We start from the raw sequence: 17045 nt of genomic DNA on the forward strand, positions 1-17045 counted from the left end.
ACGTTTCTGTGCTCCCCTCTATTTCTTTGCCTTCTACTGGCCGGACTGCCAGTTGGCGTTCGGCTGGGTGCCGTTGGAGTAGCCGGCGCTGTGTGCCGCAGGGTGCTGCTGCGCGGGAGGCATCGGCTGCTGGTAACCGTTGTCGTAGCCGCCCTGGGCCGGGTACGACGGCGTACCGTTCATCGGGTTCTGGTCCGCGGACGGCTTCATCATCTTGTCGCGGTCGAACAGGTTGGCCAATGCGCGGCCGGCCATCTCGCGGCCCCCGAGGCCGAAAGCAAGACCGAGGGCGAGCGCGGCGCCGGCGAGCACGATCAGCAGCGTGTTGCCGGTCAACTGGACCGCGATCCCGAGCTGGGTCAGCGCGGCGAACGCGGCGTACACGAGGATCGCGTACTTACCCACCTTGGCGAGCGTTTCGTTGCCGGTGGCACCGCGGATGATCGCGGCCAGGAAGTTCGCGAACAGCGCCGCCAGGCAGATGATCACGATCGCGGCGAAGATCCGCGGGATGTAGCCGAGCATGTCGCTCATGAAGTTCGAGATCTCCGGTACGCCGAGCGCGGAGGCGAACATCGTGAAGCTGATCAGGAACACGAACCAGAACACGACCTTGCCCAGCATCGCCGAAGCGGTCAGCCCCGTGCCCGACCGTTGCAGCACACCGGAAACGCCGGCTCTGTCCATCCATTGATCGAAGCCGACCCGGCCGAGCAACTTGCCGACGAGTTTGCCGAGCACCTTGGCGACGAAGTAGCCGATCACCAGGATGACCAGACCGCCGAGCAGGTTCGGGATGAACGACAGCAACTTGCTGAAGGCATCTTCGAACGGCCCGGTGAAGTCGATCGCTAATGCGGACATCGGGACTTCCTTCCGAATTGGCCCGCATCCGCTGTCGCGCAGCACTGCACACGACCCCGGCACACGGGCGGATGCAGTGGTGTCCAGTATTACTCGTACCCTTGGTTGCGCAGGGCAAACAGCCCGCTACGGCGGGTCCCGCTAGGAAAAGTGTTTGCATAAGTTTGAGATGCTGCGACCATGCCCGAAACCGTGATCCGCCGCGCCACAGCCGCCGATGTCGGCCCGATCGTCGCGATGATCGCCGACGACCAGCTAGGCGCCACCCGCGAGTCGCTCGACGATCTCACCCCGTACCTGGCCGCCTTCGAGCAGATCGATGGTGATCCCAACCAGTTGCTGATGGTTGCTGATCGCAACAACGAGGTCATCGGCACGCTGCAGCTGACGATCATCCCGGGCCTGTCCCGCCGGGGCTCCACCCGCGGCCTGATCGAAGCCGTCCGGGTAGCGGCACCCGCCCGCGGCTCGGGCCTCGGCACCAAGCTCATCCAGTGGGCCATCGAAGAATCCCGCACCCGAGGCTGCACCCTCGTCCAACTGACCTCGGACAAAACCCGCACCAACGCCCACCGCTTCTACACGAACCTCGGCTTCACCAACTCCCACGAGGGCTTCAAACTCAAACTCCGGTAGCGGTCAGCTGACGCGCTTGGCGGGGGCGGTGAAGGTGTTGCAGGAGGCGGGGTTGGTGGTGGCGAAGGCTCGGATGGTCCAGTAGCCGTGGTTCTTGCGGGAGCCGTGGTCTCGGACGGTGCTGTATTCGTCGCCGACGTGCTGGACGATCGAGCGCCAGATGCCGAGGCGGCGGCCGGAGAGGGCGAAGGTCTGTTTGTTGGCGCCGAGGAACGCGGCGCCCAGGCAGCTCGCCTGCAGTTCCTTGCGGCGCATCACCTCGAGCTGGCCGGCTTCGGACTTCCCGCGCATCAGCTCGTTGTACAGCGTGAGAATCCCGACCGACCGCTGGACGTGATGGCCGTACTCGTGTGCGACGAGCTGCTCGAAGTCGATCAGGTTCGCGACCGGATCGTCCGCGTCGAGGAACTCCTCCCACTCCAGGCAGATCTTCCCGGTCATGCCGCTCCAGTGGTAGAACGCGTCGGAGTTCGCCGGCGGATCCAGGCACTCCGGCGTCGCCTCGGGGTGGCGCATGCTGTAGGCGAAGACCTCCGGCGGCACCAGGTAGGCGTCGGACCTCTCCACCATCGGCGCCCACGCCTTGTCCATGCACGCGACCAGCACCTTGGCGTAGGCGACCATCCCCGCCTTCGACGTCAGGTCGGGCCGCGGCAACGAGCATCGCACCGCAGGCACCTTACCCGCGGTGTAGAGCTTGTTGTGGATGACGCCGTCCGCGAGGTCGATCGAGATCGGATCCGACGGCGTGCTCACCACCGCGACCGGCGTCGGAGTCGGTGTTGAGGTTGTCGGTGTCAGCGTCGGCGTCGGTACGGCGGCAGTCGGCGAACTGTTCGGCGCGCAAGCGCTGACGGAGAGCACGCACAGCGCGGCGACTACCGCCAGGCGGTTCGGGATCTTCACGTGACTCGCTCTGCGGGGACGGACCAGGTGTTGCAGGCGGAGGGGGATTTGGCTTTGAAGGCGGCTTGGGCCCAGGCGGTGCTGCTCTTGCGCGAGCCGTGGTCCGGTTGGACCGTCGGTGCGTCGTCATCGCCGGCGTACGCCGCATCCCGGTAGGCCTCGAGCCTTTCGCCGTACAGGTCGAGGGTCTGCTGATTCGCCCCGAGGAAGGCGGACGCGAAGCAGGACGCCTGCAGCTCGTGGCGGCGCATCTGCTCGAGGCGGGCCGCGCCGCTGGCCTCCGACCAGCGATCGTCGAAGTACGACGAGATCCCGGTCAGCTGCTGCACGTGGTGGCCGAACTCGTGCGCCATCGTGAACTGGAGGTACACCCCGGCCCACACGCGGTCGTCCGGACTCTCCTCGGTGAACTGGTCCCAGTCGAGATAGATCCCGGCGTCCGCGCAGTAGAAACCTTCGTCGTCCTTCCCGAAGATCCCGCAGCCCGTCTTCCAGCCCTGGTCGACGACGTACACGACGGTGGAGGAGTACACGACGTCCGCACGCTCGACCACCGGCTTCCAGGCCCGCTCGAGACAGCCCAGGACCGCGTTCGCGTACTGCTGCACTTCCTTCTGCGTCTGCAGCGGAATCTTCGGCAACTTGCAGGGCACCGCCGGCACCTGTCCCGCCGAGTAGATCTCGTTGTGGAGTAGGTAGAAGTCGCCCGGCGACTGGTACGTCGACCTCGCCGTCGGAGCAACCCGCGCCGGCCTTGACGCAACCGGCGTCGGACCAGGCGCCGTGCTCAACACCACAGCAGGCGCGGCCGACGGCGTACATCCAGCGGACAACACGAGGAGCAGTCCGGCCAGCGCCATCGCCGGCCCGCGGCGCATCAGCTCACCTTGGCAGCGGGTGCGGTGAAGGTGTTGCAGGGGGCGGGACCGGCGGCCTTGAAGCCGGGGTCCGCCCAGACCCAGTTGTTCTTGCGGGAACCGTGGTCGCGGAGCTTCTTCTTGCTGTACTCGTCGCCGGAGTGCTGCGTCTCCCACTGCCACACGTGCAGCTTCTCGCCGGACATGCCGAGCGCCTTCTTGTTGGCGCCGAGGAAGGCCGCGCCGAAGCAGGTGGCCTGCAACTCCAGGCGCCGGGACCACTCGAGCTTCATCGCCTTGGAGTTCGTCCACCCCTCGCGGGAGGTCTCCGCAGTGAGCATCTCGGTCATCTCCTGAACGTGATGGCCGTACTCGTGCGCCATCGTGTCGAGCATCCAGACCCTGGCACCTTCCGGGCTGTTCTTGTAGTACGCGAGGTCGCTCTTCCAGCTGATGTTGATGCTCTCGTCGTAACCGCAGTAGAACGCCGTGTCCGACTCACCGGTGCAGGTGTCCTCAGACGTGGCCTGGCTGGTCTGCAGCCTCAGCTTCGGCGCCCGGAAGTCGTACCCAGCCCGCTTCACCACCGGCTCCCACGCCTTGTTCAGGCAGGGCAGCAGGGCCTGGTAGTACCGCAGGATCGCGGACTGCGAATCCGGTGTGATCGCGGGTTCCTTGCAGCTGACCGCCGCCACCTTGCCCGACGTGTAGATCTTGTTCTTCTGCAGGCGAACCATGTCCGGGATCCCCGGGACAGTAACGGTGACCGTCGGGTCCGGTGGAGTCGGGATCGGGACCTGGGACTTCTTCACCGATGGCTGCGAGAGTGGGTTGTCGACCCTGGTGTCGTAGGAGTTGATGAGTTTGAAGCCGGCGACGGTGGCGCCGGTGAGCATGACGAGGACCACTGCCGAGAGGCCGGCTATCACGCGGCGCGAGTAGTGGCGCGGTGGCTTGACCGGCGGCGGTTCCGTCGAGAACTGCGGTACGCCGCGCGACGGGTTCTTGTGCCATCCCGTCGTCCGCTGGCCGCCGATCCGGCGAGTGCCGGTCAGCGGCGGCAGCGGGCCGCCTGTGAGCGGTGCGACCGGTGGGCCGCTGTACTCGCTCGTGGTACCCGGATCGGTCGGGATCGGGCGGGCCTTACGGCGTACCGGGGAGTCGTCCAGCGCGACCGAGCGAGCCTTCCCGAGGCCGTCGGGTTGCCGGCTCTTCAGGGTCAGCGGACGCGTCCCGGCGGCCGGCTCGTCGCTGCCGCCGGGCAGGAAGTGTCCCGGCTTCGGCGTACCGTCCTCGGACTCAGGCATCGGCCATTCCCATCTCGCTCAGCTGACCTTCGCGGATGCTGCGACGAAAGTGTTGCAGCTGCCCGGGTTGGTTGTCGCGAAGCCCTGGTTCATCCACAGGTCGAGGCTCTTGCTCGAGCCGTGGTCGGGGGTCTTGTCCTTGGTCTTGTCGTCACCGCGGCGCTGGATCAGCCCGTTCCACTGGTTCAGCAGCTCGCCGCGCAGCGGGAAGCTGTTCTTGGCCGCGCCGAAGAACACCGCACCGAAGCAGTACGCCTGCAGGGCCGCCCGCCGCTGCTGCTCGAACTGCCCGGCCTTGTTCGCCGCCGTGTCGGCGAGGTTGTCGGCCGCATCGGCCATCCCGGTCAGGTTCTGCACGTGGACGCCGTACACGAAGGCGAACGACTGCGCCATCTCCGCGCGGGTCTCGGCCTTGTGCTTGGGATAGTCCTCGACGATCTTCTGCCACGGCATCGTCGCGCTGCCGCCCTGGTCGTCCTGGCAGTACAGCGCGAGATCCTTCTGTACGCCGCAGGCCGTCTCGTCGCCCTCGTTGTAGATGATCAGCCGTGGCGACCGGAACTCGAACCCGGCCTTGGTGACGATCGGCTCCCAGGCCTTGTCCATACATGCCGTCAGCGCCTCGTAGTACGAGCGCACGTTCTCCATCGAGGTCGGCCGGAAGGCGGGCTCCTTGCATTTCACCACCGGCATCGCGCCGGCCGTGTAGATCGCGTTCTTGCCGACGATGTCGGCGTCCGGCGTACCCTTCCCGACCGGCTCGGTGGTCGTCGGCCCGCCGGTCGGCTTCACCGACGGCGTCACCATCGGGTTCACGCTGAAGGTGTCGGACGAGAACACCTTGACGGCGAACGTCACACCACCGCCGACGAACAGCAGCGCGGCGACCACGATCAGCGCCACCAGGCCCTTCGAGCGCCGTTTCGTCGGGTCGAACGGGATCGGCTGCGGGTGGAACACCTCCCGGTACGCGGCGGCCGCCCGGTCGTCGGCCGTCGGCGGTCCGAGCCGGCTGCCGGACAACGTCGCACGGCGGGAGTCGATGCGGGTCCCCTGCAGCTGAGGCGGGATCGGCGGAGCCTCGCCGCCCAGTCGCGGCGTCGGCGCGGCCAGTGGTCCGGCCGGCGGCGCCACGGGTGGTCGCTGCGTTTCCGTCGAGCCCTGCTCACCCTCGCCGCCAGGCAGGAAATGACCAGGCTTGGGCACCGGCTTGTCGGCCATGACTTCCCCGCTTCTCCCCAGTACCGGCCCTCGTGCCGGTTCCACCCATTCACCAGAACGGCCGGAACACCCCCAGTGCCGGCCGACGGCTGATGTTACGGCCTGGACCGCCTTGCCGAAAACCGAGTTGCAGCTATTGACATCGTTTCGCGACCGTTACCCCCTGGACAGATGAACCTCCCTCTGCCCGAAGAGGCACTGGCCCTGTGGTCCGACTTCCCCGTCGACCGGCAGCCCCGGCCGATTGTGCTGATGAGCTTCTCGCTCGGCCCAGGCGGGTATCCGATGCTGGAGGACCGGACGGACGTCCTGCGGCATGCGGCGGTGGTTTCGGACGTCGATATGCCCCCCTGGCTGCTGGAGGCGCTGCAGCCGGATCCGAAGCCGCATTGGCAGGTCGATCCGGTCCGGGTGCGTTCTGTACGGCGCGTCACCCCGGAATTCCGCACGGATCGCGGACATCGGCCGCTCCCGGCGTACCGGGTCGAGTTCGCGGGACTGCAGTACCGGCCCGGGCACGCGCCGAACCCCAAGGCGGAGGGGATCGGGTACCCGCCGATGCATGTGCTCGATCCGGCCGTCGAGCTCTGGTGGCCCCCAGGGCTCGAGTCGAGCTATCGCGGTGGGTTGCGAGGGCTGCCGCCGGCTGTGCTGATGGACGGCGGGCGGACGGTCCGGTGGGTTGTGCACGGCGCGCCGCCGGCGTACACCGACGTGTGGGTGGGTGCCGTGCTCGAGTCGCGGACTGCTGTGGTTCTTGTGCTCGACGGCGCCACCCGCCCGGGCGTCGAGGTGATTCCCCTGGTCGCGGTCGGGCGGGTGGTCACAGCGAAGCTGAAGGAGCCGCTGGCGGATCGGGTGTTGGTGCAGAGCGACGGGATCCCGATCGAGGTGATCTCGATCTAGCGGCGGCCGCGCGCGAGGAAGTGGAAGCCGGCGGAGATGAGGTTGGGGTCGGACTCGACCTGACGGGCCAGGAGGACGGCCGATGGGAGGAGGGTGTCGACAGCGTCGGGCGGGGTGTTCTGCAGGACGTTGGCGGCTGGGCCCTCTACTCCGAGAATCTCTACGTCGCTGAGGCCGGCGGTGACGAGTTCGGTGGCCAGTTCGTCGGCGTGGTGGAAGTACGCGACGGTGAAGCCGGACCTGCCGTCGTTGCGACCGGACGCGAACGGCTCGGCGAACAGGTGGAGGTTCTCCGGAGTGAGGTGACCGTTGCTTCCGGCTTCGAGCAGACCGCCGTACCGGTTGATCCCGGCCGCGATCACCAGGCCGCCGGGGCGCGTCACCCGGAGCGCCTCCGACAGCGCCTGGGCACGGTCCGACGCCTCGACGAGGTGGTAGAGCGGGCCGAGCAGGAGCGTGGCGTCCACGCTCGCGTCGGCCTGCCGCAGGTGGCGGGCGTCGCCGACCTCAGCGCTGAACGTGCCCACGGTCGCCGCCTGCTCGACGTGTTCGACCACCGGATCGACCAGCGTGACCCGGTGACCGTCCTCGGCCAGCCAGCGTGCGTGGATCCCGGTCGCGCCGCCGACATCGAGTACGTCGGACGCGGGCGGCAGCCATCGGCGGAGCAGCTCCTGGGTCCGCAGGAACTCCAGGCGGCCGTGTCCGGACCGGATCAGCCGGTCGTCCTCGACATACCGGTCGCGGTAGAACTCGTGGATCAACGGATCAAGATCAACCATTCAGCCACTGTGCCGTCCGAAAATCCCAGGCACATCCCGTTTTGCCACCGGTACCCTGTGCGGGTGGTGGAGCTGAAGCACGAGGACTATCCGCGGTCCAACGGGTACGACGCCGAGTGGCTGCTGTCCGGTGACATGGGCCCGAATCCCCTGTGGTTGCTGGAAGATCTCGCCCGCGAGCTCGAGCTGCGACCCGGTATGCGGGTGCTCGACCTGGGATCGGGGAAGGGTGCCACCTCGGTCTTCCTGGCGAAGGAGTACGGCGTACAGGTGTGGGCCGCGGACCTGTGGGTCGACCCGACGGAGGCCGCCGCCTACATCGCGCCCCAGGACGGGGTGGTGACCCTCAAGGCGGAGGCGCACACGCTGCCGTTCGCGCAGGGCTTCTTCGACGCGATCGTGTGCATCGACGCGTACGAGTACTTCGGGACCGCGGACAACTACCTCGCCTACATCACGAGCTTCCTCAAGCCGGGAGGTCAGCTGGGCGTCGTGACGCCGGCGATGACCAAGGAGCTCCGCGAACTCGGCCACATCCCGGACCACATCAAGAACGTGGTCGGGTGGGAGGCCCTCGCCTGGCACACCGCGGACTGGTGGCGGTTCCAGTGGGAGATCACCGAACTGGTCGATGTCACCGCGGCGCGGCTGCAGAAGAACGGCTGGTCGGACTGGCTCAGATGGTCCCGCGCGGTCGCGGAGTACAGGGACGAGCGACGGGACGGCTCGCTCGACATGCTCGAGACGGATCAGGGCGAGTATCTGACCTTCGCCGTCCTGGCTGCCCGCAAACGCCGATCGCCTGGCATGCTGGGGGCATGAGCTGGGCTGTTTATGCGGTGCGCGGGCCAGGGGGCGTACGTCGCCTCGACGACATGCCGATGGACTACGAGCCGCCATCGGTCGGTACGGCGACCGACGTGGTGGCCGCGGTCCGGGAGGTGGTGCCGGATGTCGACACGAGCAAACCGTCCTGGCTGGCGCTGCGAAGTCCGGAGTACGACGTCGAGATGACCATCGGCAAGGGGGTCGAGGTCCGCGACATCACGTTCTATCTGAACGACGGCCCGCGGTCGATCCCGATCGTGATGGAGATCAGCCGCAAGCTCGGGGTCACGCCGTACGACACCGAGTCCGGTGACTTCCTCACCGAGGAGTCCCGGCCGCCCGTGCCGCCGCCGATGACGCCGGACGAGATCAAGATGAACAAGCCGAAGTGGTGGAAGTTCGGCCGGAAGTAACTCCGGCTCAGTCCAGCAGCGTGAGGTCTGCTGGGCCCAGGTGCAGGGTGCCGGAGGTCAGGGGCGTCGTGCGGATGCCGCCGTGGCCGCGGAGTGCTTTCATTGCGCCGGGTGCGAGTACTTCGTCCATCCAGGCGCACGGGTTGGCGGGGCGGTTGGCTTGGAAGGTGATCGGGCCGGAGCCGGAGTCGAGTGTGAAGCGGCGGCCGGGGACGCGTGAGCCGTCGGCCGCCCGGTGCGCCGCCAGCTCGTCGATCGGGTAACCGCGGAGGGTGATGTTGCGCCGGCTGAGGTGCGGGTCGAGTGGTTCAGGCAGACCGAGGGTGCGCACGACCTCATCGAGCGACGCGGCGTCGATCAGAGTGACGGCGGCGTTCTTGTGGATCTTCTGGCCGTAGTAGCGGTCGCCGACGATGCCCAGTTCGGCGCGGATCTCGATCTCGGTGCGTGCTACCGGCTCGGGGTCCGGGCGGGGACCGTCCTGCGGTCGGCCCTCGAAGGCGTGCTCTCGGGAGACGACGAATGCAACGAGCTCGACCAGCATGTGGATCAACCCCAGGTGAGTGGATCGAGGAGGCGGAAGAACTCCAGGCGCCGGGAGTCAGGCTCCGACAGCCCGTACGCAGCGAAGAACGGTGCCGGGTCGGCGGACCACTCGTCGTGGAGCTGGATGGCCGTCAGCGCCAGATCTGTGTACCTGTCGGCGATGCCCAGGCGGCCCAGGTCGATCAGCCCGGTGACCTTCAGCGTTCGAGGATCGAAGAAGACGTTCGGCAGGCACGCGTCACCGTGGCAGACCACAGGCTCGAGGACGCTCTCGACATAGGGGCGCTCGGCAACTACCTGGTCGAGCAGCTCCGACGGCTTCAGCAGCCGCCACTCGTCGGTGAGGAAGTCCGGGTTCACGGCATCCCGTCGTACGACGTCTGCCGCCGTGGCGATCACCGCCGCCAACGGGCGCTCGAACGGGCAATCGGTCAACGCATGCAACTCTCGGAGCACCGATCCGAGGCTCTGCATCGCCGCACCGTGCGCCGAAGGCGGGAGCGCGTCACCGGGCACACCCGGTACAGCTGACGTCAGCAGGCACGCGCCGTCCGACTGCGCCTCGAGCCAGTCGACAACCGTCGCGCCAGGAAAGCCGGTCCCGGTGAGCCACTCCACCCGGGTGCGTTCGGCCGCAAGTTCTGCGACACCAGAACGATCGCAGCACTTGGCGAAGACGTCGCCCCGCCGGTAGACCCGCGTATCGGACTCGCCGACATCTACCAGCGTCCACTCATCAGACCGCGGCGGTAGCAATTCTCTCCCTGGTGTGATTGAGGATCGCGGTCACCGGACACCCGGTCACCAGCTTGCCATCAGCAACAAACCCTTCCTCGCGGCCGGTCAGCGACTCGATCAGCCGATCCCGCCAGAACGCCCGCAGCTCAGGACGCGAGGCAACCAGATTCCGCAGCTCGCCCGGATCTTCCACCAGGTCGAACAGCTGCTCCACCCCACGCTCCGACCCCCACACGTACTTCACCCGACCGTCCGTCACCCACTGGATCGACTGCCCGAAGTGCAGATGCTCCCCGTGCAACCACTCCCGTACCGGCACCGACGAACCGCGCAAGAACGGCGCCAGCGAACAGGCGTCGACCGACGACGGGATCGGTACGCCGGCCAGATCCAGCAACGTCGGCATCACGTCCCGCAGCTCGACGACCTGATCGACAACCCCGCCACGCGTTGCACCGGCCGCCGACGCGCGATCGGCGACGATGAACGGCACATGCGCCGACCCCTCGTAGGGCACCGACTTCCGGAACATCCGATGGTCGCCCATCATCTCGCCGTGGTCCGACGTGAACGCGATGATCGTGTCGTCGTACACCCCGAAGTCGACCAGTGCCTCGCGGATCCGGTTGATCTGCAGATCGATCTGTGCCATCAATCCGTAGTACCCGGCCCGCGCCCGATGCACGACCCGGTCGGGCAGATCCCCGATCGAGGCCTGATAGTCCCCGTCCCGCCGGAACTCGTCCCAGTCACTCTCCCAGTCGCCCAACGTCCGCTCGTACGGCGGCAACGCGTCGTACCGGTCGAACGCCCAGGCCGGCGGATCGTACGGCGGATGCGGCCGATGGAACGACAGGTACAGGAAGAACGGTTTGGTCGGATCGCGCCGGTACAGCCACTCGACAGTCTGCGTGCCGATCCAATGGGTCGGATGCAGCGATTCCGCCTTGTCCCACGGGCGAGTGACCACCGAGTTGCAGTTCACGCCATGGTCGAAGTACTCCGCATCCGGCGAAACCCCCGGCTGCCGCCGCAACCACGGCACGTAGTCGTCGAAGAACCCGAACTGCTGCCGATGCTCCCGCCGCGAATGATGCAGGAACCCGTCATGCAGTACGACGTCGTCGAACCCGAGCCGCGCCCGCTCCGGCCACACGTGCATCTTCCCGATCGCCTGCGTGTGGTACCCGGCGCGCCGGAACTCACCCTGGATCGTCACCGGATGCGCCGCCTCGAAAGGAACGCCGTCGGTGTACCCGACCCGCCCGTGCCGCTCCTGCGACTGCCCGGTGAACAAGGCCACCCGGGCCGGCACGCACGTCGGCGTCGCCGAATACCCCCGGCTGAACCGCACCCCGGCCCGCGCCAGCTCGTCCAGATGCGGCGTCTCGACGTACGGATGACCGGCGCACGACAGCGCGTCGCCCCTCCACTCGTCGACACAGATCAGTACGACGTTGGGACGCTTCATACCCGGGACGACTCGCGCACGATCAACTGCCATGGGAAGTCGAACACCTCACCCGGAGCGCCCTCTCGATCGGTCAGCCTGCTCACGATGATCTGCGCCAGCGCGTCGTTGAAGTCGACCGGCCCGACCGTCGACAGCGACGGGTCGAGATGTTCGCCCTCCGGCGTGTTGCCGACGCCGACGATCGCCAGCTCCCGCGGTACGTCGATCCGCAGCCGATGCGCTGCCCGGACGGCGGCGATCGCGGCGAAGTCCGTCGTGCAGTAGAGCGCGGTCGGCCGATCCGGCTTCGAGAGCAACGCCATCGCGGCCCGGTACGCGCCTTCGGGATGCTGCTCGAAGACCTCGATGTCGTCGTCCCGGATCGGCCTGCCGGCGGCGCGCAACGTGTTCAGATACGCGTCGAAGCGCGCGAAGCCGGTCGTCCGCGAGGTCAGCGCGCCGACCCGGTCGTGGTGCTCGAGCAGATGCTCCACCGCGAGATGACAGCGCGGCTCGGCACCCGACCGGATCACGTCGAAGCCCTCCGGCTCGAGCGTCTCGCTGAACGCGACGATCTGCACGCCCTGCGCCGCAAACGCCTCCAGTTCAGCGATCTGCGCCGGATCCGGCTTGACGCTGTCTATGAAGATCACGTCCGGCGTCCGGTTCGAGAGCACGGTCCGCCAGTCGCCGTCGGCCACGATCAACGCAGTCTTGCCGAGCGGAGTCACCGCCGTACTGACCGTGGCCGCGACCGCCTGTGACCACGGGTCGGCGAGCACGCTGAGCGAGAGCAGGACCAGGTCCGACTTCCCGGTGCGGATCGCCCGTGCCGCATCGTTGCGCCGGTACCCGAGCCGCGTGGCCGCCTCACGGACCCGGTCCGCGGTCGTGTCCTTGATCGTGTGGCTGCGATGACGCCCGGACAGCACGTAGGACACGGTCGCGACCGAGACACCTGCCTCCTTCGCCACCATACGCAGCGTCGGCCGATCGGCCGCAGGTGAGGACATAGGACGATTGTCGCAGATCAGCCTTTGACGGCGCCGGTGATGACGCCTTTGGTGAAGTGGCGTTGCAGGAACGGGTAGACCATGGCGATCGGGACCAGGGCGACCACGACGACGGCCATCTGCAGGGACTGCGGTTGTGACGGCGGGTGTACGCCGAGCTGGTCCGCGGACAGCGACTTGCCCTGCAGCACGTACGTTCGCAGGATCACCTGGACCGGCCACTTCGACGTGTCGTTCAGGTACAGCAGCGCGTTGAAGAACGCGTTCCAGAACCCGACCGCGTAGAACAGCCCGACCACCGCGACCACGGCCTTCGACAGCGGCAGCACGATCCGTCGCAGGATGGTGAAGTCGCTCGCCCCGTCGATCCGCGCGCTCTCCAGCAACTCACCCGGCACGTTCATGAAGAAGGTGCGCAGGACAACGAAGTTGAAGGCGCCCAGGGCCCCGGGCAGGATCAGCGACCACAGGCTGTCGAGCAGGCCGAGCTGCTTCACCATCAGGAACATCGGGATGATGCCCGGCGCGAACAACAACGTGAACAGCACCATCAGCAACACCGGCCGCCCGAACAGCACCGGCCGCGAGGTCGCGTACGCCAGCGCGATCGTGACGGCGAGCGCGATCGCCGTACCCACCAGCGTGACGAAGACGCTGACCAGGATCGCCCGGCCCATCAACCCGCCGCCGAACAGCGTTTGGTACGCCTTCAGCGTCGGATGCGACGGCCACAGCACGTACCCGCCGGCGTCGATGATGTCGCGATCGCTGGCCAGGGACGTCGAGATGACGACCAGGATCGGGATCACGATCACCAGCGCGAAGCCGCCGAGCACCAACGCCTTGATCGCCTGGTATCCAGGAGAAGGACGTTCTTTCCAGATGGGTCTCATGCGCCGCGCCTTTGGAAGATCCCCGGCTCGCCGAGCCGATGGGCCAGTGAGTTCGCGCCCCACAGCAACAAGGCCCCGACCACACCCTTGGCCAGGCCGGCCGCGGCGCCGCTGCTCCAGTCACCGCCGACCACGCCCGCGTAGTACGTGAACGTGTCGAGTACTTCGGCCGCGCCGGGGCCGACCGAGTCGCGCTGCAGGATGAACTGCTCGAACCCGACGCTGAGGATGTCACCGATGCGGAGGATCAGCAGCAGCACGATGACGGTCCGCAGCGACGGCAGCGTGATGTGCCACATCCGCCGCCACCGCCCGGCGCCGTCCGCCGCGGCGGCTTCGTACAAGGACACATCCACAGTGGTCAGCGCCGCGAGGAAGATGATCATCGCCCAGCCCGCGTCCTTCCAGACCAGCTGTGCGACCACCAGCAGCGGGAACGTGTCCGGGTTGGTCATGAACGGGATCGGGTCCAGCCCCGCGTGCCGGAGCAGGTTGTTGACGAACCCCGCTCCGCCGAGCGACTGCTGGAACAGCGTCACGACCAGCACCCAGGACAGGAAGTGCGGCAGATAGGCGATCGTCTGGAACCATCGCCGCAGCCGGTTGCTGACCAACGAGTCGACGATCAGCGCCAGCCCGATCGGCACCGGGAAGAACAGCAGCAGTTGTACGGCGGCCAGCAGCAACGTGTTCCGCAACGCGTCCCAGAAGTCCGGGTTGTCGTAGAGGTTGACGAAGTTCTGCAGCCCGTTCCACTCGCTGTGCATGATGCCGAGGTACGGCTGGAAGTCCTGGAACGCGACGACGTTCCCCAGCACCGGCAGGTAGAAGAACACCAGCAGGAAGAGGACGCCGGGGATCATCAGCAGCACCATCTGCCAGTCGCGGCGCCACTTCGCCGCCAGCGGCAGGCCCACCTTCGCCTGCCGCTTCCTTGCACTCGCCTTCAGCATCACGAGCCGGTGACCGGCACGCTCGACGGCAGCACGGCCGCGAACTCGTCGCGCATCTTGTCACCGCCACCGGACTTCCAGCGCTTCAGCGCCGCGTCGTACGCGTCCATCTTCTGCCGGCCGGTGACGATGTCGACGATCGTGTCCCGGAACGCCGCGGTCAGCTTCGGACCGAGCTTGCTCGACGTGTCGGAGTACGTCCCCGCGGTCGGGTTCCGCATCGCGTACTTCAGCAGCTTCTGCTCGGTGGCGTAGATCTTGCGGGTGTCCTCCGGGTAGGCCGGGTTGAAGATCACGCTCTCCGGCGAGTTCATGATCTGCAGCGCACTGACCAGACCGGGCGCCTGCTGGTTGCCGGCCTTGGTGAGCACCGGGTTCTTCTGCGCGTCCAGCTGGTACTGCTGGCCTTCGACGCCGAAGTTCTTGATCAGGTATTCCTTCGTGCCGAACGGCGCGGACAGGTAGTCCATCAGCGCGAGCAGCTCGCGGATCCGGCCCTCGTCGGTCTTCTTGAACGGCGTGAATCCGACCGTCCCGTAGCCCATGTCGTACGTCGGTTTCGCCTTGCCGTCGTGGCCGAACGGGATCATCGTGTCCACGAACAGCGTTGGGTCCAGGTTCCGGAAGTCAGCGGTCGCCCGCGGGCCGACCGTGACCTGCGCGGCGATCTGGCCGTTCACGGTCTTCGGCGTGGCGTCGGCGAGGTTCAGGTCCGGGTAGAACACCTTCGCCGCCCAGAGCTTGGCGGCGTACTCGACAGCGGCCTTGTAGTTGTCGGTCTCGTACAGGTAGGTGAGCGAGCGGTCCTGGTTCACCCGCCAGCCGTTCGGGGCGCCGAACCACTCGCCGAACATGTGCAGCATGTTGATGATCGCCGGCTCGAGCGCGTAGTTCGTGCCGTTGCTCAACTCCTTGCACTTGGCAAAGAACTCGTCCGCGGTCGAGCACTGCAGACCGCCGACCTTCGCCCAGGTCTTCGGGTTGCCCATCATCACCTGACCGAACGGCGTCGACGGGATCGGCGCACCCCAGATCTTCCCGTTCACCACCGCGGTCCGCCAGGAGGCCGGCTTCAGCGCGGCCAGGTTCGGGTACTCCAGCACCGCGTCACCGGACAGGTACTTGGTCAGGTCCTGGAACTTGGCCTCGAGCATCGGGCCGATGTTCGGGATGCCCTGGTTCGGCGGCAGCCACATCAGGTCGGGCAGGGAGTCGCTGGCGAGCAGCGTCGCGAACTTCTCCGGGTAGCCGGGGTCGGTGCCGATGGTCAGCTTGAGCTCGCCGCCGAGGGCGGAGTTCAGCGCCTGCCACATCGGGTTGCTGCCCATCGGCGGGGGAGGCGTCGCGAACGTCTCGGTCAGCGCGGTCACCGAGCTCTTCAGCGGCGGTGCCTTCACGCTCGAGATCGCGTCCGCCGGGAACTTCAGGAACCCGGGCTCCAGGCCCGACTCGGCCCCGGGGAAGTCCGGGTGCAGCCCCTCGAACGGCTTGTACGTCGGGAGCGTGAGCTCACCGGAAGCCTTCGCGCCACCGCTCGACGCTCCACCGTCTCCACAGGCCGCCAGCGTCGTCGAGGTGGCAATCGCCGCACCGGTCACCTGCAGAAACCGTCGCCGACTGATCATAGTTGCTCCAAGTTTCGAAGAAGTGCTCACTAACAATCACTTAAACGTTAACCCGGACCGTAAACCTCTGCCGCCCCTGGATGCAAGGCATGAGACAAAAATGAAGCCGGCGGCCGCGGGCTCGAGAACCCGCGGCCGCCGGCCGTCCTACGTGGAGTGCGTGGTCAATGCGTGGTCAGTGCGTGGTCAGTGCGTTGTCAGCACGAGACGACCAACCAGGTCAGCGCCCGGCAGACCTTGCTCGCCTTGTCGTTCGTCGCCACCGGGTCGACCGGTGAACTGGCTGTCCGCTGCGCGGTCGTGGTCAGCGTTCCGATCGTCAGCATCCCCGCGGAGACCGTGAGCGTGCTGGTCACAGTTTGTCCGCTGGCGAGCGATGCGACGTCACAGTTGACCGATCGCGTCGTCCCGACCCGCGTGCAGGTCGAGCTGACGTAGGCCAGGTTGGCCGGGAACGTGCCGACAACCCGGACGCCGGTCGCGTCGCTCGGGCCGTTGTTGGTCACGCCGATCGTGTAGGTGATCCGCGATCCCGCGGCCTTCCCGGTCATCGACACGGCGATGTCGGCGGGCGCTTCCTTGATCGTCAGCGACGGTCCGTCGAGGATCTCGAACGAGAAGTTCTCGCCGACGAACTGGTGCTGCAGCTGGATCGTTCCGAGCGGCGCATCGTCCTTGACCCGGAAGGTGAAGGTCACCGTCCTGGACTCACCCGACGGTACGTCGCCGACTCCGGCCCGGACGCTGGTCCCGAGCGTGTCGCACGCCGTGGCCTCCGGGCACGACACCAGATCGACCATGTCCGGCAGCATCGCGTCCTTGGCGTACAACGTCGCCTTGCCGCCCATGACGGTCGACGAGTCCGAGTTGTACACGGTTTGCTTGATCGTAAAGGTCTGCCCGCGGGCGACCGACGTCGTACTGACGTCGATCGCACTCGTCGGCGGCGCCGCATGCGCGGTCACCGGGACCGTCACCAGTGTCGCGCCGGCGACAGCCGTCACCAGCGCGGCACGAAACAACTTCCAGGCATGCATAAGCAATTGCCCCCCATCCCCATGTGAACCCCAGTAACAACTTCCCCCAGAGACCGCCGATGGCGGT

Annotated in this window: 18 protein-coding genes; 4 read left to right on the plus strand and 14 right to left on the minus strand. The window is 67.1% G+C overall.

Going from position 1 to position 17045, the window contains the following annotated elements:
- Positions 1 to 33: 33 nt before the first annotated feature.
- The gene (locus EV653_RS21180) at positions 34 to 864 is read right to left on the minus strand and encodes a mechanosensitive ion channel family protein (RefSeq protein WP_134105461.1); all 831 of its coding nucleotides are present in this window, start codon (positions 862 to 864) and stop codon (positions 34 to 36) included.
- 180 nt (positions 865 to 1044) lie between these two features.
- On the opposite strand from EV653_RS21180, the gene EV653_RS21185 reads away from it, so the two are divergent.
- Positions 1045 to 1500 (plus strand): GNAT family N-acetyltransferase, encoded by a 456-nt coding sequence (locus tag EV653_RS21185; RefSeq protein ID WP_134105462.1) that lies wholly within the window; start codon positions 1045 to 1047, stop codon positions 1498 to 1500.
- Between the two features lie 3 nt (positions 1501 to 1503).
- On the opposite strand, the gene EV653_RS21190 is transcribed toward EV653_RS21185, so the two are convergent.
- Genes EV653_RS21190 through EV653_RS21205 form a run of 4 tightly spaced genes read right to left on the minus strand, consistent with a single transcriptional unit; the run spans position 1504 to position 5791 of the window.
- Entirely contained in the window at positions 1504 to 2406 is a 903-nt protein-coding gene (locus EV653_RS21190; RefSeq protein WP_134105463.1) for a neutral zinc metallopeptidase, read from the minus strand.
- Positions 2403 to 3284 (minus strand): neutral zinc metallopeptidase, encoded by an 882-nt coding sequence (locus EV653_RS21195; RefSeq protein ID WP_134105464.1) that lies wholly within the window; start codon positions 3282 to 3284, stop codon positions 2403 to 2405. The genes EV653_RS21190 and EV653_RS21195 overlap by 4 nt, the downstream gene beginning before the upstream one ends.
- Positions 3284 to 4570: a neutral zinc metallopeptidase gene (locus tag EV653_RS21200; RefSeq protein WP_134105465.1), complete on the minus strand. Its 1287-nt coding sequence runs from the start codon at positions 4568 to 4570 to the stop codon at positions 3284 to 3286. Before EV653_RS21200 ends, EV653_RS21195 begins: the two co-directional genes overlap by 1 nt.
- An 18-nt stretch (positions 4571 to 4588) precedes the next feature.
- Positions 4589 to 5791, minus strand: a complete 1203-nt coding sequence (locus EV653_RS21205; protein WP_134105466.1) for a neutral zinc metallopeptidase — start codon at positions 5789 to 5791, stop codon at positions 4589 to 4591.
- Between the two features lie 171 nt (positions 5792 to 5962).
- On the opposite strand from EV653_RS21205, the gene EV653_RS21210 reads away from it, so the two are divergent.
- On the plus strand, positions 5963 to 6697 hold the full coding sequence (locus EV653_RS21210) for a hypothetical protein (protein ID WP_134105467.1): 735 nt from the start codon (positions 5963 to 5965) through the stop codon (positions 6695 to 6697).
- Here EV653_RS21210 and EV653_RS21215 read toward each other — a convergent pair.
- The gene (locus EV653_RS21215) at positions 6694 to 7479 is read right to left on the minus strand and encodes a class I SAM-dependent methyltransferase (RefSeq protein WP_134105468.1); all 786 of its coding nucleotides are present in this window, start codon (positions 7477 to 7479) and stop codon (positions 6694 to 6696) included. The two genes, EV653_RS21210 and EV653_RS21215, sit on opposite strands and share 4 nt — an antisense overlap.
- 63 nt (positions 7480 to 7542) lie before the next feature.
- Here EV653_RS21215 and EV653_RS21220 point away from each other — a divergent pair, with 63 nt between their 5' ends.
- Positions 7543 to 8301: an SAM-dependent methyltransferase gene (locus tag EV653_RS21220; protein ID WP_238159930.1), complete on the plus strand. Its 759-nt coding sequence runs from the start codon at positions 7543 to 7545 to the stop codon at positions 8299 to 8301.
- Entirely contained in the window at positions 8298 to 8720 is a 423-nt protein-coding gene (locus EV653_RS21225) for a hypothetical protein (protein ID WP_134105469.1), read from the plus strand. Before EV653_RS21220 ends, EV653_RS21225 begins: the two co-directional genes overlap by 4 nt.
- A gap of 7 nt (positions 8721 to 8727) precedes the next feature.
- Here the strand turns inward: EV653_RS21225 and EV653_RS21230 are convergent, their stop codons facing one another.
- The 8 genes from EV653_RS21230 to EV653_RS21265 all read right to left on the minus strand — a co-directional run bounded on the left by EV653_RS21230 (position 8728) and on the right by EV653_RS21265 (position 16978).
- Positions 8728 to 9264 (minus strand): MOSC domain-containing protein, encoded by a 537-nt coding sequence (locus EV653_RS21230; protein ID WP_134105470.1) that lies wholly within the window; start codon positions 9262 to 9264, stop codon positions 8728 to 8730.
- 5 nt (positions 9265 to 9269) lie between these two features.
- On the minus strand, positions 9270 to 10022 hold the full coding sequence (locus tag EV653_RS21235; protein WP_134105471.1) for an aminoglycoside 3'-phosphotransferase: 753 nt from the start codon (positions 10020 to 10022) through the stop codon (positions 9270 to 9272).
- Positions 10003 to 11508: an arylsulfatase gene (locus EV653_RS21240; RefSeq protein ID WP_238159932.1), complete on the minus strand. Its 1506-nt coding sequence runs from the start codon at positions 11506 to 11508 to the stop codon at positions 10003 to 10005. The genes EV653_RS21235 and EV653_RS21240 overlap by 20 nt, the downstream gene beginning before the upstream one ends.
- Positions 11472 to 12470, minus strand: a complete 999-nt coding sequence (locus tag EV653_RS21245; RefSeq protein ID WP_202871766.1) for a LacI family DNA-binding transcriptional regulator — start codon at positions 12468 to 12470, stop codon at positions 11472 to 11474. Before EV653_RS21245 ends, EV653_RS21240 begins: the two co-directional genes overlap by 37 nt.
- Before the next feature lie 17 nt (positions 12471 to 12487).
- Positions 12488 to 13363, minus strand: coding sequence for a carbohydrate ABC transporter permease (locus tag EV653_RS21250; RefSeq protein ID WP_134105472.1), 876 nt, complete (start codon positions 13361 to 13363; stop codon positions 12488 to 12490).
- The gene (locus EV653_RS21255; RefSeq protein ID WP_238159933.1) at positions 13360 to 14316 is read right to left on the minus strand and encodes an ABC transporter permease; all 957 of its coding nucleotides are present in this window, start codon (positions 14314 to 14316) and stop codon (positions 13360 to 13362) included. The genes EV653_RS21250 and EV653_RS21255 overlap by 4 nt, the downstream gene beginning before the upstream one ends.
- Complete coding sequence (locus EV653_RS21260; protein ID WP_134105473.1) at positions 14316 to 15941, minus strand: extracellular solute-binding protein; 1626 nt, start codon at positions 15939 to 15941, stop codon at positions 14316 to 14318. The genes EV653_RS21255 and EV653_RS21260 overlap by 1 nt, the downstream gene beginning before the upstream one ends.
- Before the next feature lie 197 nt (positions 15942 to 16138).
- Positions 16139 to 16978, minus strand: a complete 840-nt coding sequence (locus EV653_RS21265; protein WP_134105474.1) for a DUF11 domain-containing protein — start codon at positions 16976 to 16978, stop codon at positions 16139 to 16141.
- Positions 16979 to 17045 lie beyond the last annotated feature (67 nt).

Source organism: Kribbella pratensis (genome assembly GCF_004365355.1).
In the GTDB taxonomy this organism is placed as follows: domain Bacteria; phylum Actinomycetota; class Actinomycetes; order Propionibacteriales; family Kribbellaceae; genus Kribbella.